At 70.8% G+C, this 23,515-nt stretch carries 22 protein-coding genes and 1 tRNA gene; 18 read left to right on the top strand and 5 right to left on the bottom strand.

The genetic code is table 11. From position 1 onward, the window contains the following. Positions 1 to 17 precede the first annotated feature (17 nt). Both ACIBI4_RS31900 and ACIBI4_RS31905 read right to left on the bottom strand, forming a co-directional pair. A complete protein-coding gene (locus tag ACIBI4_RS31900; RefSeq protein WP_399207665.1) occupies positions 18 to 1,205 on the bottom strand; it encodes a globin domain-containing protein in 1,188 nt (395 codons plus the stop codon). A 146-nt stretch (positions 1,206 to 1,351) separates the two neighbouring features. After that, entirely contained in the window at positions 1,352 to 3,148 is a 1,797-nt protein-coding gene (locus ACIBI4_RS31905) for a helicase HerA-like domain-containing protein (protein ID WP_399207666.1), read from the bottom strand. 121 nt (positions 3,149 to 3,269) lie between these two features. On the opposite strand from ACIBI4_RS31905, the gene ACIBI4_RS31910 reads away from it, so the two are divergent. From ACIBI4_RS31910 to ACIBI4_RS31920, 3 genes are all read left to right on the top strand, one after another. Beyond that, the gene (locus ACIBI4_RS31910; RefSeq protein WP_003986294.1) at positions 3,270 to 3,566 is read left to right on the top strand and encodes a type II toxin-antitoxin system VapB family antitoxin; all 297 of its coding nucleotides are present in this window, start codon (positions 3,270 to 3,272) and stop codon (positions 3,564 to 3,566) included. Between the two features lie 110 nt (positions 3,567 to 3,676). Then, a complete protein-coding gene (locus ACIBI4_RS31915) occupies positions 3,677 to 4,342 on the top strand; it encodes a LytR C-terminal domain-containing protein (protein WP_399207667.1) in 666 nt (221 codons plus the stop codon). A 107-nt stretch (positions 4,343 to 4,449) separates the two neighbouring features. Next, entirely contained in the window at positions 4,450 to 4,920 is a 471-nt protein-coding gene (locus ACIBI4_RS31920) for a pyridoxamine 5'-phosphate oxidase family protein (RefSeq protein WP_399207668.1), read from the top strand. A gap of 58 nt (positions 4,921 to 4,978) precedes the next feature. Here ACIBI4_RS31920 and upp read toward each other — a convergent pair whose 3' ends face one another. Continuing rightward, positions 4,979 to 5,614, bottom strand: coding sequence for a uracil phosphoribosyltransferase (gene upp, locus ACIBI4_RS31925; RefSeq protein ID WP_165335436.1), 636 nt, complete (start codon positions 5,612 to 5,614; stop codon positions 4,979 to 4,981). 188 nt (positions 5,615 to 5,802) lie between these two features. Between upp and ACIBI4_RS31930 the strand changes: the two genes are divergently transcribed. From ACIBI4_RS31930 to ACIBI4_RS31950, 5 genes are all read left to right on the top strand, one after another. Further along, positions 5,803 to 6,006, top strand: a complete 204-nt coding sequence (locus tag ACIBI4_RS31930) for a hypothetical protein (protein ID WP_399207669.1) — start codon at positions 5,803 to 5,805, stop codon at positions 6,004 to 6,006. Positions 6,007 to 6,176: 170 nt separating this feature from the next. Then, positions 6,177 to 6,722, top strand: a complete 546-nt coding sequence (locus tag ACIBI4_RS31935; protein ID WP_399207670.1) for a hypothetical protein — start codon at positions 6,177 to 6,179, stop codon at positions 6,720 to 6,722. Between the two features lie 97 nt (positions 6,723 to 6,819). Continuing rightward, complete coding sequence (tadA, locus tag ACIBI4_RS31940; protein WP_399207779.1) at positions 6,820 to 7,248, top strand: tRNA adenosine(34) deaminase TadA; 429 nt, start codon at positions 6,820 to 6,822, stop codon at positions 7,246 to 7,248. Between the two features lie 58 nt (positions 7,249 to 7,306). After that, positions 7,307 to 7,394, top strand: a tRNA-Ser gene (locus ACIBI4_RS31945). A 190-nt stretch (positions 7,395 to 7,584) separates the two neighbouring features. Next, positions 7,585 to 9,261, top strand: a complete 1,677-nt coding sequence (locus ACIBI4_RS31950) for an AMP-binding protein (RefSeq protein ID WP_399207671.1) — start codon at positions 7,585 to 7,587, stop codon at positions 9,259 to 9,261. Between the two features lie 105 nt (positions 9,262 to 9,366). On the opposite strand, the gene ACIBI4_RS31955 is transcribed toward ACIBI4_RS31950, so the two are convergent. Then, positions 9,367 to 9,837: a nitroreductase/quinone reductase family protein gene (locus ACIBI4_RS31955; protein WP_399207672.1), complete on the bottom strand. Its 471-nt coding sequence runs from the start codon at positions 9,835 to 9,837 to the stop codon at positions 9,367 to 9,369. Between the two features lie 74 nt (positions 9,838 to 9,911). Continuing rightward, positions 9,912 to 10,451: a VOC family protein gene (locus ACIBI4_RS31960; protein ID WP_399207673.1), complete on the bottom strand. Its 540-nt coding sequence runs from the start codon at positions 10,449 to 10,451 to the stop codon at positions 9,912 to 9,914. Positions 10,452 to 10,725: 274 nt separating this feature from the next. Here ACIBI4_RS31960 and ACIBI4_RS31965 point away from each other — a divergent pair, with 274 nt between their 5' ends. The 10 genes from ACIBI4_RS31965 to ACIBI4_RS32010 all read left to right on the top strand — a co-directional run bounded on the left by ACIBI4_RS31965 (position 10,726) and on the right by ACIBI4_RS32010 (position 23,452). Continuing rightward, positions 10,726 to 12,381 carry an FAD-binding oxidoreductase gene (locus tag ACIBI4_RS31965; RefSeq protein ID WP_399207674.1) on the top strand — a complete coding sequence of 552 codons (1,656 nt, stop codon included), beginning with the start codon at positions 10,726 to 10,728 and terminating at the stop codon, positions 12,379 to 12,381. A gap of 73 nt (positions 12,382 to 12,454) precedes the next feature. Next, positions 12,455 to 13,405, top strand: coding sequence for an aldo/keto reductase (locus ACIBI4_RS31970; RefSeq protein WP_399207675.1), 951 nt, complete (start codon positions 12,455 to 12,457; stop codon positions 13,403 to 13,405). A gap of 220 nt (positions 13,406 to 13,625) precedes the next feature. Continuing rightward, positions 13,626 to 14,849, top strand: a complete 1,224-nt coding sequence (locus tag ACIBI4_RS31975; protein WP_399207676.1) for a sedoheptulose 7-phosphate cyclase — start codon at positions 13,626 to 13,628, stop codon at positions 14,847 to 14,849. Beyond that, entirely contained in the window at positions 14,846 to 17,047 is a 2,202-nt protein-coding gene (locus ACIBI4_RS31980) for an ROK family protein (protein WP_399207677.1), read from the top strand. The genes ACIBI4_RS31975 and ACIBI4_RS31980 overlap by 4 nt, the downstream gene beginning before the upstream one ends. Next, positions 17,044 to 17,997: a sugar phosphate isomerase/epimerase family protein gene (locus ACIBI4_RS31985; RefSeq protein WP_399207678.1), complete on the top strand. Its 954-nt coding sequence runs from the start codon at positions 17,044 to 17,046 to the stop codon at positions 17,995 to 17,997. The genes ACIBI4_RS31980 and ACIBI4_RS31985 overlap by 4 nt, the downstream gene beginning before the upstream one ends. Further along, entirely contained in the window at positions 17,994 to 18,806 is an 813-nt protein-coding gene (locus tag ACIBI4_RS31990; RefSeq protein WP_399207679.1) for an HAD-IA family hydrolase, read from the top strand. Before ACIBI4_RS31985 ends, ACIBI4_RS31990 begins: the two co-directional genes overlap by 4 nt. Positions 18,807 to 18,936: 130 nt before the next feature. Next, entirely contained in the window at positions 18,937 to 20,151 is a 1,215-nt protein-coding gene (locus ACIBI4_RS31995) for a serine hydrolase domain-containing protein (RefSeq protein ID WP_399207680.1), read from the top strand. Next, on the top strand, positions 20,148 to 21,218 hold the full coding sequence (pdhA, locus tag ACIBI4_RS32000) for a pyruvate dehydrogenase (acetyl-transferring) E1 component subunit alpha (protein WP_399207681.1): 1,071 nt from the start codon (positions 20,148 to 20,150) through the stop codon (positions 21,216 to 21,218). The genes ACIBI4_RS31995 and pdhA overlap by 4 nt, the downstream gene beginning before the upstream one ends. 1 nt (position 21,219) lies before the next feature. Next, a complete protein-coding gene (locus tag ACIBI4_RS32005) occupies positions 21,220 to 22,200 on the top strand; it encodes an alpha-ketoacid dehydrogenase subunit beta (protein WP_399207682.1) in 981 nt (326 codons plus the stop codon). A 10-nt stretch (positions 22,201 to 22,210) separates the two neighbouring features. Continuing rightward, complete coding sequence (locus ACIBI4_RS32010; protein WP_399207683.1) at positions 22,211 to 23,452, top strand: dihydrolipoamide acetyltransferase family protein; 1,242 nt, start codon at positions 22,211 to 22,213, stop codon at positions 23,450 to 23,452. Positions 23,453 to 23,515: the final 63 nt, after the last annotated feature.

Below are 23,515 nucleotides of genomic sequence, written 5' to 3' on the forward strand. Positions count from 1 at the left end.
AACCTGCTGAAGAACCGCTAGTTCGCGAGGAAGAGGTCCGGCCCGAACATCTCGTAGTGGATGTTCGCGGCCGGAACTCCCTTGTCCAGGAGCTGCGTCCGCACCGCCTTCAGGAAGGGCAGCGGCCCGCACAGGTACGCGGTGAGCCCCTCGGGCAGTTCGATCCCGGCCAGGTCCATCCGGCCCTCGCGGGCCTCACCCGCCGCCCCGTCCTCGTACCAGACGTACGAGACGGCGTCCGGCAGCTTCGCGCTCCACTGCCGCAGATCCGTGCGGAAGGCGTCGTCGGCCTCGCTGCGGTCGGCGTGCGCGACGACCACCTGCCGCTGCGTCCCGGACCCGGCGAGCGCGGCCAGCATCCCGCTCATCGGCGTGCAGCCGATGCCCGCGGAGGCGAGCAGCACGGGGTTCTCGGAGCTCTCGTCGAGCACCACGTCGCCGAAGGGCGCGCTGATCCGCAGCTCGTGGCCGACGCCCGCGCGCGTGTGCAGCTGGTGCGAGACCTCGCCGGGGAACGACGGATCGTCGGCCACCCGCTTCACCGCGAACCGCAGCCCGCCCTCGGCGGGCCCGGTCAGGCTGTACTGGCGTATCTGCCGTGCCCCGTCCGGGAGTTCGACCTGCACGGAGACGAACTGGCCGGGCCTGGCCGACGGCACCGGGCGCCCGTCCACGGGCTCCACGAAGAAGGTCGTGACCTCATCGGTCTCCTCGATGCGGCCCGTCACGCGGTAGGTGCGCCACACGTCGCCGTCCGGGGTGCCGGCCTCCGCGTACAGCCGCGCCTCGATCGCGATGAGCGCGTTGGCCATCAGCCAGTAGACCTCGTCCCAGGCCGCCGCGACCTCGGGTGTCACGGCCTCGCCGAGCACCTCGACGATCGCCTCGAAGAGGTACTTGTGGACGATCTCGTACTGGTCCGCGGTCACGCCCAGCGCCGCGTGCTTGTGCGCGATCCGGCCGAGCATGACGTCCGGGCGGGTGTCCGGCTGTTCCACGAGGTACGTGGCGAACTTGGCGATCGAGCCGGCGAGCGCCTGCCGCTGGCTGCCGTTGGCCTGGTTGCCGCGGTTGAACAGATCGCGCAGCAGCTCCGGGTGCGCGGCGAACAGCTTCTCGTAGAAGAGCGGGGTGATGTCCCCGATCGCTCCTGCGACCGCGGGAAGAGTGGCGCGTACGACGTCGCTCGACTTCTCGGACAGCATCTGAACCGGGCTCCTTCGCCTGGACGGTTTTCCGCGTCCAGTCTTGATCCGGCCCGGCTGTGGACGAGACGACGAAGGTCCCGAACCGGGCGGCCGAAGGTCCCGTGCGTGTACGGAGCGGTGGTCAGGACCCGCCCGCGGGCCGGTCAGCGCCTGCGCGTGCCGAAGATCGAGCGGGAGATCTCGCGCCCGATCTGCGTGCCGAGCGAGCGCGCCAGGGACTTGAAGATGCCGCTGCCCACCACCTGGTCGACCATCGAGGCGTCCTGCGGAGCGTTGCGCGCGGCCGCCTTCGCCTGCTTCTCGGCCTCCTTGGCGGCCTTCTCCGCCTCCTTCGCCTCCAGCTCGGCCTGCTTCTGCGCCTCGGTCTCGGCCTGCTGCGCGGTGATCTTCTCGTACGCGGACTCGGGGTCGACCTCCTCCGCGTAACGGGAGTAGAGCAGCGAGGACTTGACGGCCGCATCGAGAGCGGCGGCGTCCACCGGCCCCATCAGGGACTCGGGGGCGCGCAGCCGGGTCGCGGCCACCGGCGTCGGCGCGCCCTTCTCGCTCAGCACGGTGACCACCGCCTCACCGGTCCCGAGCTGGGTGAGCAACTCCTCCAGGTCGTACGGGGAGTTGGGGAAGGTCTTCACGGTCGCCTTGAGCGCCTTCTGGTCCTCGGGCGTGAACGCGCGCAACGCGTGCTGGACGCGGTTGCCGAGCTGGGCGAGGACATCGGCCGGGACGTCCTTGGGCGTCTGCGTCACGAAGAAGACACCGATGCCCTTGGAGCGGATCAGCCGCACGGTCTGCGTGATGGACTCCAGGAACGCCTTGCTCGCCCCGTTGAACAGCAGGTGCGCCTCGTCGAAGAAGAAGACCAGCTTCGGCTTCTCCACATCCCCCACCTCGGGCAGGTTGTTGTAGAGGTCGGCGAGCATCCACATCAGGAACGTCGAGAACAGATGCGGCTTGTCCTGGACGGCGGGCAGTTCGAGCACCGAGACCTGGCCGCGCCCGTCGGAGGCCGTCCGCAGGAATTCGCTCACGTCGAACTCGGGATTGCCGAAGAACGGCGCCATGCCTTGCGCCTCGAAGGCGGTGAGCGCGCGCAGGATGACGCCGGCGGTGACGGTCGACAGACCGCCGATGCCCTTGAGCTCGGGCTTGCCTTCGTCCGAGGTCAGGAAGGTGACGACGGCCCGCAGGTCCTTGAGGTCGTGCAGCTCGAGACCCTTGCTGTCCGCGTAGTGGAAGATCAGGCCGAGCGACTGCTCCTGCGTCTGGTTGAGCTGCAGCACCTTCGCGAGCAGTACGGGTCCGAAGCTGGTGACGGTCGCGCGTACGGGGATCCCGGACCCGATCCCGCCGAGCGCGTAGAACTCGGCCGGAAATCCCTTCGCCTCCCAGCTCTGCCCGACCTCACGGGCCCGCTCCTGCACCTTGTCGTTCGCCTCGCCGGGCGCGGAGATCCCGGAGACGTCGCCCTTGATGTCGGCGAGGAACACGGGCACGCCCTGCCCGGCCAGCTGCTCGGCGATCAGCTGCAGCGTCTTCGTCTTGCCGGTACCGGTGGCGCCCGCGACGAGCCCGTGCCGGTTGAGCATGGACAAGGGGATACGGATCTGCGCGCCGGGCAGGCACTGCCCGCCCCACAGCAGGGCCCCGAGATCGAGCGCCTCGCCGGTGAACGCGTACCCGGCGGCGATGGCGGCTGCCTCGTCGGGCAGCGCGACGGCGGGGGTGGGGGCGGGGCCGGGCGGCGCGGGCTCGGGCGCGGCGGCAGGCCCCGGGGGCGCCGGCGTCGACTCGGTGGCGAACGAGGGTGTGGGCGCGGGGCCGGGGGGTGCGGGGGCCGGGGCGGCGGGGGCCGCGGGAGGCGGCTCCGGGGCCGGCGTCGGCGACGGCGTGGCGTCGGGCAGCTCCGCGCCCTCGGGCGCCTTCGGGTCGCTCTCGCTCATTTCAGGCCCCTGTTCCCGGCTGGTCACTTCCCGGTTTGCCCCGCTTTGGGGCGGCATTTCCCAGCCTCGCACTCCGTCGCCATGGCTGCGCCCGGAGCCCCCCGCCCGGTAGGCTTTCCGTGTGATCTTCAAGCGCATCGGAAACGGCCGGCCGTACCCCGACCACGGCCGGGAAAGCACCCGGCAGTGGGCGGACGTCGCGCCGCGCCCGGTCCGCCTCGATCAGCTGGTGACCACCAAGCAGCAGCTCGACCTCGAGACGCTCCTGGCCGAGGACTCGACGTTCTACGGCGACCTCTTCGCCCACGTCGTGAAGTGGCAGGGCGACCTGTACCTGGAGGACGGCCTGCACCGCGCGGTCCGCGCCGCTCTGCAGCAGCGCCAGGTGCTGCACGCCCGCGTCCTCGAACTGGGCTGAGCCGCCCGGCCCCGCGGGCCGCGTCGGCATTGACCCTTTCGGGTTGGCTTCGTCCGCCACCCATTGATCATTTAGTAGGCAGACCCCAGCCACGGCATTACGCTGCGCTCATGAGCATGCTCACTCCCCCCGGCATGGGCGGCGAATACCGCATCACGGGGGACAAGTACCCGCGAATGCGCCGCAACCGTCGCCGCCGCCGGATCGTGCTCGCGGTCTTCGCCTGCGTCGCGGTTCTCGGGCTTCTCACCTACGGCACCATCGAACTGGTCGGCGTCTTCTCCGGCGACAAGAGCGACCGGAACGTAGCCGCCAAGCAGGCCGAGCAGCCCGGCAAGCCCGAGAAACCCGACTGCAAGCCGGCCGCGCCCACCACCCCGCCGAAGAAGCCGATGTCGCTGCCGAAACCGGCGGACGTCCAGGTCAACGTCTTCAACGCGACGCCGCGCGGCGGCCTCGCCAAGGAGACGGCGGACGAGCTCAAGAAGCGCGGCTTCACCGTCGGCAAGGTGGGCAACGCGACGAAGAAGTTCGACAAGAAGGTCAAGGGCAAGGCCATACTGCTCGGCCCGAAGGTCGCGCTGAAGACGGGCATCGTCGTCCTCGGCACCCAGGTCGCGGGGGCCGAGCCCCGGACGGACACCCGCAAGACCGCGGACATCGACCTGATCCTCGGCGAGGGCTTCACCTCCCTCGCCAAGAAGGAGGACGCGGCGAAGTCCCTCCTCGCCCTGACGGACCCGGCCGCGGCGGCCAAGAAGCCTGCGGGCTGCTGACGCGCGCATGGCATGCGCGCGCACGGCGGAGGGCCGTGCCGTCGGTCCCGAGACGTAGGACCGACGCCCGATGCATGTCCGCGATCTTGCTGTCTAGGGTCGCGTCCATGCACAACACCCCAGCCCCTCGCCCTGCGGCGCAGCGCACACGTGAGGTCCTCGACCGGCTCGCGACGGAGCGGGAGGTCTGGGTGGCGACCGCCCACCCCGACCACGGCCCGCATCAGGTGCCGCTGTGGTTCGCGTGGGACGGCCACGCGCTATGGATGTGCACCGGTGCGCACTCGGCGACCGTCCGCAACCTCCGCCGGGACGCCCGGGTGCACCTGTCCCTGCCGGACAGCCTCGACGTCGTCCTGGTCCAGGGCGAGGCGGAGTGCTTCACGGACTCGGCAGTGCCGGCGGCCGCGGCGGACGCGTTCGGCGCGAAGTTCGGCTGGGATCCGCGCACCGAGGACCGTCCCCACGTCTACGTACGCGTGACGCCGCGGACCGTGCGCGCATGGCGCGGCGTCCCGGAGCTCGAGGGACGGGTCATCATGCGCGAGGGAGCCTGGCTGAACCGCGCCACGGCATGACCGAGGGGCCGCCGGAGATCCGGCGGCCCCTCGGTCGTCTCCTACCCGGACGGACCGGCTACTCGGCCGATCCGTACATCCGGTCCCCGGCGTCCCCGAGCCCGGGCACGATGTACCCGACCTCGTTGAGACGCTCGTCGACCGCCGCGGTCAGCACCGTCACCGGGGTCCCGGCCAGCTCGCGCTCCATCACCTCGACGCCCTCGGGCGCCGCGAGCAGCACCACGGCCGTGACGTCGTCCGCGCCGCGCTTGATGAGTTCCTTGATCGCCGCGACGAGCGTCCCGCCCGTCGCCAGCATCGGGTCCACCACGTACACCTGACGCCCCGACAGATCCTCGGGCATCCGCGTCGCGTACGTGGACGCCTCGAGCGTCTCCTCGTTGCGCACCATCCCGAGGAAGCCCACCTCGGCCGTGGGCAGCAGCCGCACCATGCCGTCGAGCATGCCGAGACCGGCACGCAGGATCGGCACGACCAGCGGGCGCGGGTAGGAGAGCTTGACCCCGGTGGTCGGGCCCACGGGCGTCTCGATGTCGACCTGCTCGGTGCGCACATCGCGCGTCGCCTCGTACGCGAGGAGCGTCACGAGCTCGTCGGCGAGGCGCCGGAAGGTCGGCGAGTCGGTGCGCTTGTCGCGCAGCGTGGTGAGTTTGTGCGCGACCAGGGGGTGGTCGACGACGTGCAGGCGCACAAGAGCCTCCAAGCTCCGGTCACGGTCTCTGACAGGGGCGGCGGCCGGGGCAGCGACCCGCCACCAGATTACCGGGGCATACGGGGCCCGGCTCGCGCTCGCGTTCGGTACCGCACCCGTGCGCGCTCGCATCAAACCCGCCGTACGAGGGAAACTGCAGGGGCAAGGGACCGGAGGTGGTGTGGCCCATGCCGGAGGAACGGCCCATGCGGGAGGACGAGCCGCAGCAGGACGTCGAGCCGCAGGAGACCGACGCCGAGCGCCGCAGGCGCCGCGCCCAGTTCCTGCGCGAACGCCACGAGGCCAAGGAGCTGCGCGACCGCGTCCAGCCGCGGCGCGCCCGGGCGGCCCGGATGCGTCAGGCGATGCGCATGCGCACGTTCCGCTGGTGACGCGCGAGCCGCCACTGCGGCTCGCCGCGGACACAGCAGGCCGAAGACCTCTCGCGGAGCCCCGGTTTCTGCCACGATTCCGATTGGGCGGGGCGGAACCGCACCTCGTCCAGCAGACTCCGCCGGGGGGACCCCCGACCGGCACGCCTCAGACCAGTGGGAGAGTCACGGTGTACTTCGCCGCACTGCTCGCGCGCACCGAAGACGGGTGGGAAGCGAGCGACACGGAGCTCGACGATGTGGAGACCCTGTCGGATCTGACAGAACTGGCCCAGGAAGCCGCGGCCGGTGACGCCGACGACACGGTGCTCCTCTTCATCGAGCAGGAAGATGTGTGGTTCGGCGTCGTCCGCGTGGACGGCGAGGAGGACCCGAGGATCTACGTCTCGGACGCGGCCGCGGCCTCCCGCAGCAGCTACGGCGAGATCCTGCTGACCGACGAGCTGCTCGGCCGCGAGCCCGGTTCGGGCGACGAGGACGACCTGGAGGACCTGACCGACCTCGACGGCACCGAGGACGGCGAACCCGACCCGGACGAGGAGGACGACGACGGCGCCACCGCCGGCGAGGCCGTGCCGCCCGGCCCGCTCGGCGACACCCGGATCCTGGAGGACCTGGGCCTGGCCGAGAAGGAGCTGCTCGCGCTCAGCAGCGACGTCCTCGCCGAGATCGCCGAGGCCCTCGGCGCCTCCGAGGTTTTGGAGACAGTGCGCTGACCCGCGTACGCAGAACACCTTGAACAGCACCGATCCCCTGCCCGATCCCTTGTCCGAACCTCTGCCCGACCCCGTGCGGGACCGCTGGCGGGCGCCGATGGAGTACGCCCTGGAGGAAGCCGAACTGGCCCTCCGGGGCGGCGACGTGCCCGTCGGCGCGCTCGTCCTGTCCCCGGACGGCGAGCTGCTCGCCGCCGGGCACAACGAACGCGAGGCCACCGGCGACCCCACCGCCCACGCCGAGGTCCTGGCCCTGCGCCGGGCCGCGGCGCGGCGCGGGGAGTGGCGGCTGACCGGCTGCACCCTCGTCGTCACGCTCGAACCGTGCGTGATGTGCGCGGGTGCGCTGGTGCAGTCCCGGATCGCCCGGGTCGTCTACGGCGCGCGCGACGAGAAGGCCGGTGCGGCCGGCTCCCTGTGGGACCTGGTGCGCGACCGGCGCCTCAACCACCGCCCGGAGGTCGTCGCGGGCGTCCTGGAACAGGAGTGCTCGGCCCGCCTCACCCGCTTCTTCCGGGACCGCTGAGACCGCCGGACCGATACGGATTTCAAACCACGGGCACCTTTGGGCTAAGCTCTCTCTCGGTAGCGTGTCCGAGCGGCCGAAGGAGCTCGCCTCGAAAGCGAGTGTTGCGCAAGTAACCGAGGGTTCAAATCCCTCCGCTACCGCCAGCAACACCCCTCTTACCTGCGCAAGCGTGGGTCAGAGGGGTGTTTTGCGTGGTGCACCCGCGTCTCCCGGCCGGAGGCGGGGACGGTGGGCGGGTAAGTGACACAGTCCGTGCGGTGACTTGGATGCGGGGGTATGTGGCCTGTTGGGATGGGCGGACACGCTGTGAGCCACCTGCCCGAGTGAGGACACATGACCGTATCGAAGGCCACTGAGGAGTTCCGGGCCGCCAGAGACTTCCTGCTGCGGCACCGTGAGGACTACGAGACGGCGCGACAGGGGTTCGTATGGCCGCGGCCCGAGCACTTCAACTGGGCGCTCGACTGGTTCGATGTGATCGCGCGGGGCAACGAGCGCACCGCCCTGCACATCGCCGAGGAGGACGGCACCGAGATTCGTGTCTCCTTCGCCGAGATGGCCGAGCGCTCCGACAAGGTCGCCAACTGGCTTCGCTCGCAGGGCGTCGGTGCGGCCGACCGCATCCTGGTGATGCTCGGCAACCAGGTCGAGCTGTGGGAGACGGCGCTCGCCGCGATGAAACTGCGGGCCGTCGTCATCCCCGCGACCCCGTTGCTCGGACCGGCCGACCTGCGTGACCGCATCGGGCGCGGTGAGGTCACCCATGTGATCACAGGCGGCGCGGACACCGGCAAGTTCGCCGGCATCCCCGGTGACTACCGTCGTATCGCGGTCGGCGGCGCCCCGGAGGGCTGGACCGCATACGAGGCCTCCTGTCGCAGCGCGGCGGAGTTCGAGCCGGCCGGGGTGACACGTGCCGACGACACCCTGATGCTGTACTTCACCTCCGGGACCACGTCCCGGCCCAAGCTGGTCGAGCACACCCATGCCTCGTACCCCATCGGGCATCTGGCGACGCTGTACTGGATCGGGCTGCGCCCCGGCGATGTGCACCTGAACATCTCGTCGCCCGGCTGGGCCAAGCACGCCTGGTCCAACCTGTTCGCCCCGTGGAACGCCGAGGCGACCGTATTCATCCACAACTACACCCGCTTCGACGCCGGCCGCCTGATGGCCGAGATGGACCGCGCGGGCGTCACCTCCTTCTGCGCACCACCCACCGTGTGGCGCATGCTCATCCAGGCGGACCTCACGCGGCTGGCGAACCCGCCGCGCGAGGCGGTCGGCGCCGGTGAACCGCTCAATCCCGAGGTGATCGAGCGGGTCCGGGAGGCCTGGGGCGTGACCATCCGCGACGGCTTCGGGCAGACCGAGACCGCCGTGCAGATCGCCAACACTCCGGGCCAGCTGCTGAAGACGGGCTCGATGGGGCGGCCGAGCCCTGGTTTCGAGGTCGTGCTGCTCGACCCGGAGACCGGTCGGCCGGGTGCCGACGAGGGCGAGATCTGCCTGGATCTTTCCGCCCGTCCGGTGGGCCTGATGACCGGCTATCACGGCGACGCGGAGCGCACCCGCACCGCGATGGCCGACGGCTACTACCGCACCGGTGACATCGGAGCGCGTGACGCCGACGGCTACCTCACCTACGTCGGCCGGGCCGATGACGTGTTCAAGTCGTCCGACTACAAGATCTCCCCGTTCGAGCTGGAGAGCGCGCTCCTGGAGCACGAGGCGGTCGCGGAGGCGGGCGTGGTGCCCGCGCCCGACCCGGTGCGCCTGTCCGTGCCCAAGGCATACATCGTGCTCGCCGAGGGGTACGAGCCGGACGCGGCGACCGCCCGGCTGCTGTTCGCGCACTCGCGGAGCGTGCTCGCCCCGTACAAGCGGGTGCGCCGCATCGAGTTCGGGCCGCTGCCCAAGACCGTGTCCGGCAAGATCCGGCGCATCGCACTGCGCGAGGAGACGGCGGCGGGCTCAAGCCGGGAGTTCCGCGAGGAAGACCTGCGCTGAGCGCGCCCGGCCTTCGCCCGGGTACGGCGCAGGGGCCGCGGTGACCGTGCAGGTCTCCGCGGCCCCTGGTGCGACGCCGCGCGTGGCGGGTGCCTACCGAGCTGGTCAGATACCGACCGGCCAGCCGCCGCGCCGCGCACGCTGCCCGTCACGATGGCGCACCAGGGCGACGACAGGAATGGTGCGGCTCGTACGGCCCCGAAAATTGGCGAAGTTGGGGTCCTGGGCGGTCTGCCGGGCCCACAGCTCCTCATGCTCCGCCTCGTCGACGAGGACCGGGCGGACCGGACGGCGCTCGTCGCCCACCTCCACCAGCCCCTCACCGGCCGCCATCAGATTGTGGAACCAGCCGGGCGCGTTGGACGCCCCGCCGTTGGCCGCGAAGACGATCAGGCGGTCGCCGTCGGCGAGATGCACCAGCGGCGTGGTGCGCGGCAGGCCCGAACGCCGGCCCACGGTGGTGAGGAGCAGCAGCGGGATGTCCCCGAAATCAGCCACCTTTCCGGAATGGGCGCGGAATTCCTCGATGACGCGCAGATTGAAGGGATTGCTGTTGAGGGCGCTTTCGTCGGTCACAGTCATTTTCTCGTGCACTCTTCTCCGGTGAACATTTCCGCTACTTGCTCTGCGTGCCGTTGCCCGGCAGGTTTCTATGAGTTCTGCCAGGCAGCCTCGGGGCGGTGGACGCGCGTCTCGGTTTCCTTCTCGTACGGCATTCCGTCGGGCATGTTGATGAGCTCCATGCTCATTCCCCACGGCGTCTTGAAATAGACCCAGCGGTCCCCGGCGATGGGCCCGTCGGTGATGGTCTCCGGCTCGCCCAGAATGGTCACACCTGACTGATTGCGCAGGTATTCCGTGGCCTTGTCGACATCGTCGACGTAGATCGCGAAGTGGTGGCCGCCCCAGTCGCTGTTGCGTGGCAGCCGCCGGTTCTGGTCGGGCGTCGTGTACTCGAAGAGTTCCAGGTTGAGGGCAGCCCCCAGGCGCAGCATGGCGATCCTCGTGGAGGCGGCGGGGTGCACATCGAGCTTGCGGGTCATCCAGTCGCCCTCCGGGTCCTCCACCGGCCCGAGCCGATAGGCGACTTCGGCGCCGATGACGTCGACGAAGAAGTTCACGGCCTCGTCGAGATCCGGGACCGTATAAGCAATGTGATGGACCGCGCGGGCTCCGGGAATGGCATTCACGAAACGTTCCTTCGATTGATTCTTCTCGGATTTTACGGACGGTCGCGATCGTGGCCGCGCCGGAGTGCGCGCGTCAAGCAGAGCCGGGAAAAGGTAATCGAGGTCATGGCATAGCTGACGAAGTATGCGGGCTCGCGCTCCTGACCTGACACAGTGTGGCCCGCACGATCGTGGCGGCGGCCCGACCATTGCTGTCATGAGGTCACCGCACAGCATCGGAATCGAAATGGCCGGTGGCCGATGGGCCGGTGAGCGCGATGACAAGGAATTATTGATGAAGACGCTGAAACGCCGCGGATTCCTGACCGCTGGTTCAGGAGTCGCCGTGGGTGCCGCCGTGGGCTTCCAGACCACGGCACTCGGAGGGAACCGGGCCGGGGCCGCCGAGTCCGGTGCCCGGACGGGGTCCGTCACCGTCACGGCGACGGACCCCCGGTACGCAGATCTGCGGTCCGGCATGAACCAGCGCTGGGTGGCCGCCCCGGAGAAGATCGTGCTGCCGCGTACCACCGCTGATGTGGTGGCCGCGGTGCAGAGTGCCGTGGACGCCGGCAAGCGCATCACCGTCGCCGGCGGCGGCCACTGCTTCGAGGACTTCGTCTACAACGACGAGACGAAGACCGTCCTCAACATGACGCTGATGAACGCCGTTTCGTTCGACAGCGCGCGTGGAGCCTTCTCCGTCCAGGGCGGCGCGACCCTGCTGGACGTCTACGAGGAGCTGCACGGCGGCTGGGGGGTGACCATCCCCGGCGGCATCTGCCACTCGGTCGGTGTCGGGGGCCATATCGCGGGCGGCGGCTTCGGCATGCTGTCGCGCCAGTACGGCCTGACCGTCGACCATCTGCACGCCGTGGAAGTGGTCGTCGTCGACGCGAGCGGCACGGCCAAGGCGGTCGTGGCGACCCGGGCCGCGGACGATCCGCACAAGGATCTGTTCTGGGCGCACACCGGGGGCGGTGGCGGGAGTTTCGGCGTCGTCACCCGCTATTGGTTCCGCACGCCCGGCGCGACCGGCAGCGACCCCGCGGGGCTGCTGCCCAAGGCGCCTTCCGAGGTGTACATCAGCAACCTCTTCTGGCCCTGGGACAAGGTCACCGAGGACGGCTTCAACAGGCTGGTCGCCCACTACGGCGAGTGGCTGGAGAAGAACAACACCCCGGGAACGACGGCCGGTTCGCTGTTCTCCTGGATGCTGCTCAACCACAAGTCGTCCGGAACCCTCGGACTGATCATCCAGCTCGACGCCTCGCTGCCCGACGCCGCGCAGGTGCTCTCGGACCACCTCGCCGGGCTCAATGACGCGCTCGGTGTCAGCACCACCCCGGTCCGTCGCGAGGGCGTGGTCGACTCGCAGTACTCGACCACCCGGAAGCTGCCGTGGCTGCGCGGCACGAAGTACGTCGGCTCGGTCTCCGCCACCCAGCTCGACCCGACGATGCGCGGTGTCCACAAGTCCTCGCATCTGCTCAAGCCGACGCCGGCCGCGCAGATCGATGCCATGTACCGGCACCTGACCAACACCGACAAGGTCAGCCCGTTCGCCGGCATCGTCTACGCCTCGGCGGGCGGCCGGATCAGCTCGGTGTCGTCGACGGCGACCGCCGTCGCCCAGCGTGGGGCGATCATGAAGACCAACTTCGAGAGCGTCTGGTACGAGGCGGGCGACGACGACGCCAATCTGGGCTGGGTACGCAACGCCTTCGCCGACGTCTACGCCGACACCGGCGGTGTCCCCGTACCCAACGGCGTCACCGACGGCTGCTACATCAACTACCCGGACGGCGACCTCGGGGACCCCACGTACAACAAGTCCTCCGTGCCCTGGCACGACCTCTACTGGAAGGGCAACTACGCGCGGCTGCAGCAGACCAAGCGCGCGTACGACCCGAAGAACATCTTCCGGCACCGCCAGTCGATCAGGCCGTAGCCGGTCCGGCGCCGTCGGCGGACGGTGCCGTCGTCCTCTCCCCCAACACCACTCTGTGAGGAGTCAGTTCGCCATGCGCACCACCACTTTGGGCAAGAACGGTCCCGTAGTAAGCCGCCTCGGTCTGGGCACGATGGGCATGTCCTTCGGATACGACCCGCACGGCTGGGACGACGACGCGTCCCTGCAGGTCATCCACAAGGCGCTCGACCTGGGTGTCACGCTGATCGACACCGCCGACGCCTACGGCCCGTTCACCAACGAGCAGCTCGTCGGCCGCGCCCTCGCGGGCCGCCGCGACCAGGCAGTGCTCTCCACCAAGGGCGGCCTCGTCGTCGACGAGAACGGCCTCGGCCTCAACGGCAGCCCCGAGCACCTGAAGTCGGCGGTCGACGCCAGCCTCGAGCGCCTCGGTGTGGACCACATCGACCTGTACTTCCTGCACCGCGTGGACCCGAACGTCCCGCTTGAGGAGAGCTGGGGTGCGCTCGGCGAGCAGGTGGCCGCCGGCAAGATCCGTGCGCTCGGCCTGTCCGCGGTCACCGTCGACCAGGTCAAGGCCGCGCAGGCGGTACACCCGGTGGCCGCGGTGCAGTCCGAGGCCTCGCTGTTCACGCGGGACGCCTTCGCCGACGTGATCCCGTTCACCAAGGAGCAGGGCATCGCGTTCATGCCCTTCTCGCCGCTCGGCCGCGGTCTGCTCACCGGCTCCTTCGCCAAGCCGTCCGACCTTCCCAAGGACGACTGGCGCAGCACCCAGCCGCGGTTCACCGAGGAGGCGTTCCTCCACAACAAGGCGATCGTCGACGTCGTACGCGGGATCGCCGAGCGGCACGACGCCACCCCGGCGCAGGTAGCGCTCGCCTGGCTGATCGCCCAGGGCGAGTACGTCATCCCGATCCCCGGCACGAAGAACGAGAGCCGCCTGGTCCAGAACGCGGGCGCTGCCGCGGTCGAGCTGACCGCTGCCGATCTCACCGAACTGGACGCCCTGCCCGCCCCGATGGGCGAGCCGGAGGCGTAGCGGCCCATGGCGCACCGCGCGGTCCGAGCCTCCCTTGGCCGTACCGCGCGATGTGCCACGCACTTCGGCCGGGAGACCCCCGGCCGACCCGTCCTGCCCCGCCCGCCGGGAGATCTCCGGCGGGCGGGGCAGGGCCAACCGCCCTGGGCCCAGCCCGTGCACCGCACTACCGAAGAGACCCGCTCGCCACACCACCCGCACCGCAGAGAGGACCGACACGATGCCCGAGACCACCGCCCCGCGCAGCATGGCAGCCCTGGACATGCCCCGCCCGCCCGAGCTGAGCTGGTACGTCCAGGCCCGGCAGCCCGTGGGCTACGGGGTGTCCATCACCCGGGGCCTGCTCAACCCGGCCAACCCCGCGCTCGCCCGCTCGGTGGGGGCCGACGGCCAGAGCTCGGTACGGGCCCTCATCGTGGTGGACCGGGTGGTGGACGACCTCTACGGCGAGCAGCTGCGCGCCTACTTCGATGCCTGGAACGTCGACGCCCGCATGAAGATCATGTCGGGCGACGAGGAGACCAAGAACCTCGAGCAGGTCGTCGAGGTCACCGAGGCCATGACCGGCATGGGCATGCTGCGCCGAACCGAGAAGGTCGTGGTCGTCGGCGGCGGCGTACTCATGGACGTGGTCGGCATGGCCGCGAGCCTGTACCGGCGCGGCGCCCCCTACGTACGCGTACCCACCACCCTCGTAGGCCAGATAGACGCGGGCATCGGCGTCAAGACCGGCGTCAACCACGGCACCCACAAGAACCGGCTCGGCACCTACTTCGCCCCCGAAATCACCTTGATCGACCCGGAGTTCCTGCGCACCGTGCCGGCCCGGCACATCGCCAACGGCCTCGCCGAGATCATCAAGATGGCGCTCATCAAGGACGTGGCACTCTTCCGCCTCCTGGAGGAGACCGTCGCGGACATCTCCAGCGACAGCTTCGCCGACTGCGGCGCCGCCATCGGCGAGGTCGTCTCGCGCGCCATCGTCGGCATGCTGGACGAGCTGGAGCCCAACCTGTGGGAGTCGGTCCTCGAGCGTTCGGTCGACTACGGGCACACCTTCAGCCCTTCCCTCGAACTGCGCGCCGACCCGCCGCTGCTGCACGGCGAGGCCGTCGCCGTCGACATGGCGGTGTGCGTGGCCCTCGCGGTCGGCCGGGACCTGCTCACCGAGGACGAAGCCGAGCGCGCCCTGCGGCTGATCGCCGCCGCCGGACTGCCCGTCGCCCACCCGGTGTTCACGCCCGAGCTGCTGGAGGTCGGCCTTGCCGACGCGGTCAAGCACCGGGACGGCCGGCAGCGTCTGCCGCTCACCAACGGCCTCGGCGGCTGCGCCTTCGTGAACGACGTCAGCTCCGAGGAGCTGAGCACGGCTCTGAAGTTCGTGCACACCTTCGCCGGCGACCTGGACCTGGACGGCGCCGTCGCGAACGGCGGGCGGCCGTGACCGGGACGGCCTCCGGGGTCACCGTCTTCGACATCGGCGGCACCCATCTGCGCCACGCCTGGTGGTCCCCGGAGGGAGGCCTGGGCGACCCCACCGACGTACCGTCGCCCAGCCATCTGCGCCACCCCGACCTGACGGCCCGGCAGATCCAGGACCGGCTGATCGACGCGATCTGTGAGACGGTGCCGGCCGGGCCCGGCGCGGTGGCGGGGATATCGTTCGGCGCCGCGCTCAACCAGCGCAGCGGCGTCGTGTACGGCTCCGGCCCGCTGTTCGGCGATGAGACCACCGTGCTCGACCTGCCCGGGCTGCTGTACGAGCGGCGGCCCGACGTCGACTGGTATGTCGTCAACGATGTCACCGCGGCCCTCTTGCACTTCGCCTCGTCCCTGCACTCCCGCGGGCACCGCAAGGTGACGCTCCTGACGGTCAGCTCCGGCATCGCCTGCCGGACGATCGACCTGCGCCGCGATGTCATCCCCACCGACGCCTGCGGCCTGCAGGGCGAGGTCGGTCATCTGCCGGCGACGGCGTCGCTGGCCGGACAGCCCGTCGAACTGCGCTGTGAATGCGGCGAGTTGGGTCACGTGGCCGCGTACTCCTCGGGGCCCGGCATCCGCAACATGGCCGAGGTGCTGCGTGAGCGGGCCGGTGAGCGCTGGGACGACTCGCTGCTCGGCAAGGCAATGGGGGCGGGCGAGCCGTTCGAGGCCGCGTTCGGCGCGGCCCTGGACGCGGCCGACCCACTCGCCGAGGTCCTGCTCGACGCGGTGACCGCACCCGTCGCCGACGTGCTGCGCGGCGCGCTGTGCCTGGACCCGGAGATCGACGAACTGGCCCTGACGGGTGGTGTGTCCGTGTCACTCGGTGAGCACTACCGCACCGCCGTACTGCGGCATCTGCGTCACCGCCCGCTCTATCTCACCGGGGAGCGGGCTCCGGAGTGGGTGGAGGAACACATCACTGTGTGCGGTCCCGGCGAGGCCGACGGTCTGGTCGGGGCGGGGATCGCCGCTCTCGCGGCGGCCACCGGTACGCGCATGGAGGAGCTTCTGCGTCCGACGGGTGGCGCGACCGGCGCCACCCACCAGGGGATCGTGCGCGACGACCGGGGACTGCACCTGCTGCCCCGTACAACGGTGGCACCCGGTCCCGGAGAGGTGAGCATCGAGACGCTGGTGGCGGGCGTCTGCGGTACCGATCTGCAGATGCTGCGCGGACTGCGCCGCGACGGAGCCCCGGTGCTCGGCCACGAGGGCGTGGCCCGGGTGGTGGAGGTCGGCGAAGGTGTGGACGGGCGGCTCACCCCCGGCACGCCGGTGGTGGTCAATCCCACGCACCGCACCGACCCGTCGTTCCTGCTCGGCCACAACGTGGACGGGCTGCTCCAGGAGCGGACCCTGATCCCGGCCAATGCGGTCCGTGACGGCCTGGTGATACCGCTGCCGTACGTCCCGGACGCTGAACTGGCCGCCCTGCTCGAACCGTTGGCGGTGGTGCGGTACGCCTCGCTCGCGCTGCGCGCGCCGAACCCTACGACCCTTCTGGTGTTCGGCGACGGCACGGTGGGGCACCTCGCCGTGCGCACCGCCAAGTACTGGCTGGGCCCCCGGGTGCGCACCGTCCAGGTGCACCACACCCGCGAGGGTCTGGAGTGGAGCGAGGCGGCGCCGTACGGAGCCGATGTACGCCTGCAGCACGGCGAGTTCACCCCTGAGGAACTGGCCGGACAGCTGGCCGACGGCCCGGTGGCGGTGCTGCTCGCCACGCCGTGTGTGGCCATGCTGTCCTGCCTGGAGACAACGCTCGCGGCCACCGCGGGCCGGGAGGTGCTGGTCGATCTGCTCGGTGGCGTACCCAAGGGCGGCACCGTCCCCGCGCTGCCCGGCGTGGACCTCGGCGCCATCCGGGCGGCCAACTGCGCGGGCGTGCCGGAGCCGCCGCACATCGCGTCGCTCACCACCGAGAGCGGTCACCCCGTGCGGATCTTCGGCCACCGGGGCGTGGCCACCTGCCATCTCCTGGACGCGGCAGCCGAGTTGTGCCGCGATCCCGGGCTGTACCGGGACCTTGTCACGCACGTGGTCGAGCCGTCGGAGGCAGTACGCATCATGTCCAGGCTCGCGGTGAGCCGCCGGCGCACCATCGACGGCCGCCGCCTGATCAAGCTCGCGGTGCGCTGGGCGGGTGCGTCGTGACCTTGCAGGCAGGGCAGGGTGCGGCAGGCCCGGCCGAGGGGGCGGGCGCCCTGCTCCCGCCCGGAGCGGGGTGCGCCCCCGCCCCACTGGTCGGGCTCGTCGACTGGCGGCTGCCCTGTGCCGGTCCGGCCGCGTTGGAGGTGGCCCGGCGGGCCGGTGCCGACGGAGTGCAGTTCGACCTCGGCGGGCCCGGACGGGCGGCCCCGCTCGACGGGCCCGGGCGGTTGCCCGCACTGCGGGACGGAGTCGAGGCCACCGGGGTGCGGGTGCTCGCGGTCAGCGCCAACTGTCTCAACGACATCGGCTTGTTGGCGCCCGAGGGCAGCGCGGACGCGGTACGGGTGCGCGGCGTCCTCGAACGGCTCCTCGACGCCGCCGTGGAGCTGGGCGCGGGCCTGGTGCTCGTGCCGAGCTTCCGGCGCAGCGCCATCGCCGGCGGGTACGGCTTGCAGCGCACCGCCGAGGTGCTGCGCCGGGCCGCAGCCGAGGCGCAGGCGCGCGGACTGCTGCTCGCCAACGAGAACGTGCTCCCGCCCGACGCCGCCTCCGCCCTGGTGGAGAAGGTCGCCTCACCGGCGTTCCGGCTGCTCCTGGACACGTACAACCCGCACCTCGCCGGCGTCCGCGTGCCGTCCCTGATCGGCGCTGTGGCCCGGCACCTGGCCGACCAGATCCACCTCAAGGACGGCATCGCGGGCACCGGACGCACCCCATTGCTCGGGGACGGCGACGGTGAGGTCGACGAGACGCTCGCCGCCGTCGCCCGTCACGGGCTGTGTCCGCGCGCGCTGGTCCTGGAGAACGACTACCGGGACGGCGACACCACCCGCATGGCGGCCGACCTGGCCCGGGCCCGGCGGTACGCCAGAGCTCTCGCCACCGGACCCGCAGGGCCGGGAGCCGCCCACCGCGGCATCGACGACAACAGCCATGAGAAGGCATCGACATGACCACGAGAACCACCGGTACGACCACGAGAACCACCGGTACGACCACGAGAACCACCGGTACGACCACGAGAACCACCGGTACGACCACGAGAACCACCGGCGCGACCGTCGGCGCGACCACCGGTGAGATCACCGGTGAGATCACCGAACTGAGTGCCCAGGCCCTGCTGTTCGACATGGACGGCACCCTCGTCGACTCCACGGCCGCCGTCGAGCGGACCTGGCGGCGCTTCGCGGACCGGCACGGGCTCGACGCCGCCGCCGTCATGTCCGGCGCCCACGGCCGGCGCACCGCCGAGACCGTGGCCCGGCACGCTCCGGCCGGCACCGACGTCGCCGCCGAGACCGCCTGGCTGGTCGCTCAGGACGTGGCCGACACCGGCGGCACCGTGGCGCTGCCCGGCGCCGCCGGGCTGCTCGCCGCGCTGCCCGCGGACCGCTGGGCCCTGGTCACCTCCGCCGGCGCGGAACTGGCCCGGCAACGCATGGCCGCGGCCGGTCTGCCACTGCCCTCGGTCGTCATCAGCGCAGAGGACGTACAACGAGGAAAGCCCGACCCGGAGGGCTATCTGCGGGCAGCGGCACTGCTCGGCGTCGGCGCACGCGACGCGCTGGTCCTTGAGGACGCCGAACTGGGGTTGCGCGCGGCCCGTGCGGCCGGGGCCCGCGCGCTGGTCGTCGGCCCGCACGGCGGTGCGGAGGCCACCGGGCTGCCCCGGATCGCCGACTTCCGGGGGGTCACGGTGACGGCCACGTACAACGGCATACGCCTGGCGCTGCCCGGGCCGGTGCCGGCCCGCGCCGGGTGACCCCTCCCCCCTGCCGTCGGGTGGGCCGGCCCTCCGGCGGTGCCCTCGGCCGCCTCTGCCTCCCCACCTCACTTGATCTTCACGGGGATTCACCCCGCTCCCCCTCCGCAACCCACCGAAGGGATCCACCATGCCCACCGGCTCCTCCACCCACCCGAACATCCTCGTCACCGGTCATGTGGCACCGGGATTCGAGGACGTGCGCGAGGAATTCACGCGCAACTTCACCGAACGAGACGACCAGGGTGCGGCGCTGGCCGTGACCCTCGACGGAGAACTGGTCGTCGACCTGGTCGGCGGCACGGCCGACAAGCGCACCGGCCGCCGCTGGGACCACGACACCCTGCAGATGATCTTCTCCGGCAGCAAGGGCATCATGGTCACCGCGCTGCTGCTGCTCGTGGACCGGGGCGCGGTCGAACTCGACGCTCCGGTGGCGCGCTACTGGCCGGAGTTCGCGGCCCGCGGCAAGGGCGGCATCACCATGCGCCAGGTCGTGACCTTCACCGCGCGCATGCCCGCCGTCGCCGCACGCCTGGCACAGGAGGACCTGAGCGACCCGGAGTCGATGGCCAAGCTCCTCGCCGACCAGGGACCGGAGGCCGATCCGCGTGCCGAGGGCATCCTGTACGGCCCGTACGCGGCCGGCTGGATCGTCGCCGAAGTCGTCCGCCGTGTCGACGGCCGCACCCTGGACCGCTTCTTCGCCGAGGAGATCGCCGGGCCGCACGGCCTGGACATCCATTTCGGCATCACCCCGGAGCTCGCACACCGCATCGCGTACACCGAGTACGGCACCGGGTTCCGCGACCAGTTCACCGGCTACTTCACCAGCGAGGACCCGCTGACCCAGCGGATCTGGCAGAACCCGATCCCCTTCCCCGAGGACGAGGGCATCTGGAACGGGCCCGACCGGCGCTACTCGCTCATCCCCGCGGCCAACGTCAGCGGCTCCGCCCGCGCCTTCGCCGCCTTCTACGGCATGCTCGCCGCCGACGCCGTGCGCCCCGAGGGCGAGCGCCCGCTGATCCTGTCGCGGGCACTGCTCGACGAGGCCGCCGCCCCCTACGTGAAGAAGACCGACCAGCTGATCGACGTGCCGATGGTGTACGGCGGTGGCGGCTACCGGCTGCGCACCAAGGAGCGTCCCGGCCCCGACGGCAACTCCTTCGGGCACGACGGTGCCGGCGGCTCCGCCAACCAGGCCTGGCCGCGGGCCGGTGTGGGTGTCTCGTACGTCATGAACCGGCTGATCGCACTCGGTCCCGACGACAAGCGCGCCGCCTCGGTGCTCAAGTCGGTGGCCGCGGCCGTGTCCGCCCTCGGCAGGGGAGCGGGCGCATGAGCATCCCCTGCGTACAGCTGCTGACCCCCGAGGGCGTGCGAGTGGAGCACCCCGAGTACAAGTTCGAGGCCGATGCCGGAGAACTGCGTGACCTCTACCGGGACTTGGTCGTCGTCCGCCGTGTCGACGGCGAGGGCATCGCCTTGCAGCGACAGGGCGAACTCGGCCTGTGGCCCTCGCTGCTCGGCCAGGAGGCCGCCCAGGTCGGCTCGGCCCGCGCGGCACGCGCCACGGACTACGTCTTCCCCAGCTACCGGGAGCACGGGGTCGCCTGGTGCCGCGGCGTGGACCCGCTCGCACTCATGGAGGTGTTCCGCGGGGTCAGCCACGGCAGCTGGAACCCGGACGAGCGCAACTTCCACCTGTACACCCTGGTCATCGGCTCCCAGACCCTGCACGCCACCGGCTATGCGATGGGTGTGGCCAAGGACGGCGCCGACATGGCGGTCATGGCGTACTTCGGTGACGGCGCGACCAGTCAGGGCGATGTCTCCGAGGCCTTCAACTTCGCCGCCGTCAGCGACGCACCGGTCGTGTTCTTCTGCCAGAACAACCAGTGGGCGATCTCCGAGTCGAACGAGAAGCAGACCCGGGTGCCGCTCCACCAGCGCGCCCAGGGCTTCGGCTTCCCCGGCATCCGGGTCGACGGCAATGACGTGCTCGCCTGCCTGGCCGTGACCAGGGCCGCACTGGAGCGGGCCCGCCGGGGCGAAGGGCCCACGCTCATCGAGGCGTACACCTACCGGATGGGTGCGCACACCACGTCCGACGACCCGACTCGCTACCGGGACTCCGCCGAGGTGGCCCTGTGGGAGGCGCGGGACCCGATCCTGCGCCTGCGCACCCACCTCGAGGCCGAAGGGCTGGCCGACGAGGCGTTCTTCGCCGCCGTCGACGCGGAGGCCGAGGCGGCGGGCCGCCGGGTGCGCGAGAAGGTGCGCACCATGCCGGACCCCGACCGTTCTCTGATGTTCCGACACACCTACGCCGGTGCGCATGCGCTCGTCGACGAGGAGCGGGACGAATTCACCGCGTACCAGGCGTCGTTCGCCGTGGAGGGAAGCTGACATGGCCGTGGAGACCATGACACTCGGCAAGGCGGTCAACGCATCGCTGCGCACGGCGCTCGACGACGACCCGAAGGTCCTGATCATGGGTGAGGACGTCGGCAGGCTCGGCGGTGTCTTCCGTATCACGGACGGGCTGCAGAAGGACTTCGGCGAGGACCGGGTCATCGACACCCCGCTCGCCGAGTCCGGCATCGTCGGCACGGCCATCGGTCTCGCACTGCGAGGCTACCGGCCCGTCGTGGAGATCCAGTTCGACGGCTTCGTCTTCCCCGCGTACGACCAGATCGTCACGCAGCTCGCGAAGATGCACGCCCGCTCGCAGGGCAAGGTGCGGCTGCCCGTGGTGATCCGGATTCCGTACGGCGGCGGCATCGGCGCGGTCGAGCACCACTCCGAGTCGCCGGAGGCGCTGTTCGCGCACGTGGCGGGAGTGAAGGTGGTCTCGCCGTCGAATGCGTCGGACGCGTACTGGATGCTGCAGCAGGCCATCCGCGGCGATGACCCGGTGATCTACTTCGAGCCCAAGCGCAGGTACTACGAGAAGGGCGAGGTCGACCTCGAGGCGCCTGCCGGCTCCCCGCACACTGCGGGCGTGGCGCGTCCCGGCGCGGATCTGACGCTGGTGGCGTACGGGCCGATGGTGAAGACGTGCCTGGAGGCGGCGGCCGCGGCGGCCGAGGAGGGCAAGTCGGTCGAGGTGATCGATCTGCGGTCGATCTCGCCCATCGACTTCGACACGATCCAGGCGTCGGTGGAGAAGACCCGGCGTCTTGTGGTGGTGCATGAGGCCCCGGTCTTCTTCGGTTCGGGTGCGGAGATTGCCGCGCGGATCACCGAGCGGTGCTTCTACCACCTCGAGTCCCCTGTGCTGCGGGTCGGCGGTTTCCACGCGCCGTATCCGCCGGCGCGGCTCGAGGAGGAGTACCTGCCCGGGCTCGACCGGGTGCTCGACGCCGTCGACCGCTCGCTGGCGTACTGAGGAGAGGGTCGTGACCACCATGACTGAACAGCGCTTCCGCGAGTTCAAGATGCCGGACGTCGGCGAGGGACTCACCGAGGCCGAGATCCTCAAGTGGTACGTCAAGCCCGGTGACACCGTCACCGACGGCCAGGCCGTCTGCGAGGTCGAGACCGCCAAGGCAGCGGTCGAACTGCCCATCCCGTACGACGGTGTGGTGCACGAGCTGCGCTTCCCCGAGGGCACCACGGTCGATGTCGGCCAGGTGATCATCACCGTCGGCGCGGCGGGCGTGGATGCCTCCGCTGGGGATGCACCCGAGCGGCAGCCGGTGCTCGTCGGGTATGGCGTGTCCCAGGCTTCGACGAAGCGTAGGCCCCGCAAGGCAGTGGCGCCCAGCGGCACGAATGGGCATGCCCGTCCGTTGGCGAAGCCGCCTGTGCGGAAGCTTGCCAAGGATCTCGGGGTCGAGCTCGCCATGGTTGCCCCGTCCGGCCCCGGCGGGATCATCACCCGTGAGGACGTCCACGCGGCGGCGGCCCCGGCTCCGGTGGCGGAGGGTGCGCGCGAGACCCGTATCCCCGTCAAGGGCGTAAGGAAGGCCACCGCGGCCGCAATGGTCGGCTCGGCCTTCACTGCGCCGCACGTCACGGAGTTCGTGACGGTCGACGTGACGCGGACGATGAAGCTGGTCGAGGAGATCAAACGGGCCCCCGAGAAATACGAGATGCAGGGGCTGCGGGTCAATCCGCTCCTCCTCATCGCCAGGGCCCTGCTCGTCGCGATCAAGCGCAACCCGGACGTCAATGCCGCGTGGGACGAGGCCAACCAGGAGATCGTGCTCAAGCACTACGTCAACCTGGGTATCGCGGCCGCGACCCCGCGCGGCCTGATCGTGCCGAACATCAAGGACGCGCACGACAAGACGCTGCCCGAACTGGCGGCCTCGCTCGGTGAGCTGGTGTCCACCGCACGCGAGGGCAAGACGACGCCGGCGGCCATGCAGGGCGGCACCGTGACCATCACCAACGTCGGCGTCTTCGGCGTCGACACCGGTACGCCGATCCTCAACCCCGGCGAGGCCGCGATCCTCGCCGTCGGCGCGATCAAGCTCCAGCCGTGGGTGCACAAGGGCAAGGTCAAGCCGCGTCATGTGACAACGCTCGCGCTGTCCTTCGACCACCGACTGGTCGACGGCGAGCTCGGCTCCAAGGTCCTCGCGGATGTCGCGGCCGTCCTGGAACAGCCGAAGCTCCTCATCACCTGGGCCTGAACGACCGGGCGTCCCGGTACGCCCGCGTGCCTGCGTACCGACACAGCAAGATTCGGAGAGAAC

Source organism: Streptomyces sp. NPDC050418 (genome assembly GCF_044458745.1).
Classification (GTDB): domain Bacteria; phylum Actinomycetota; class Actinomycetes; order Streptomycetales; family Streptomycetaceae; genus Streptomyces.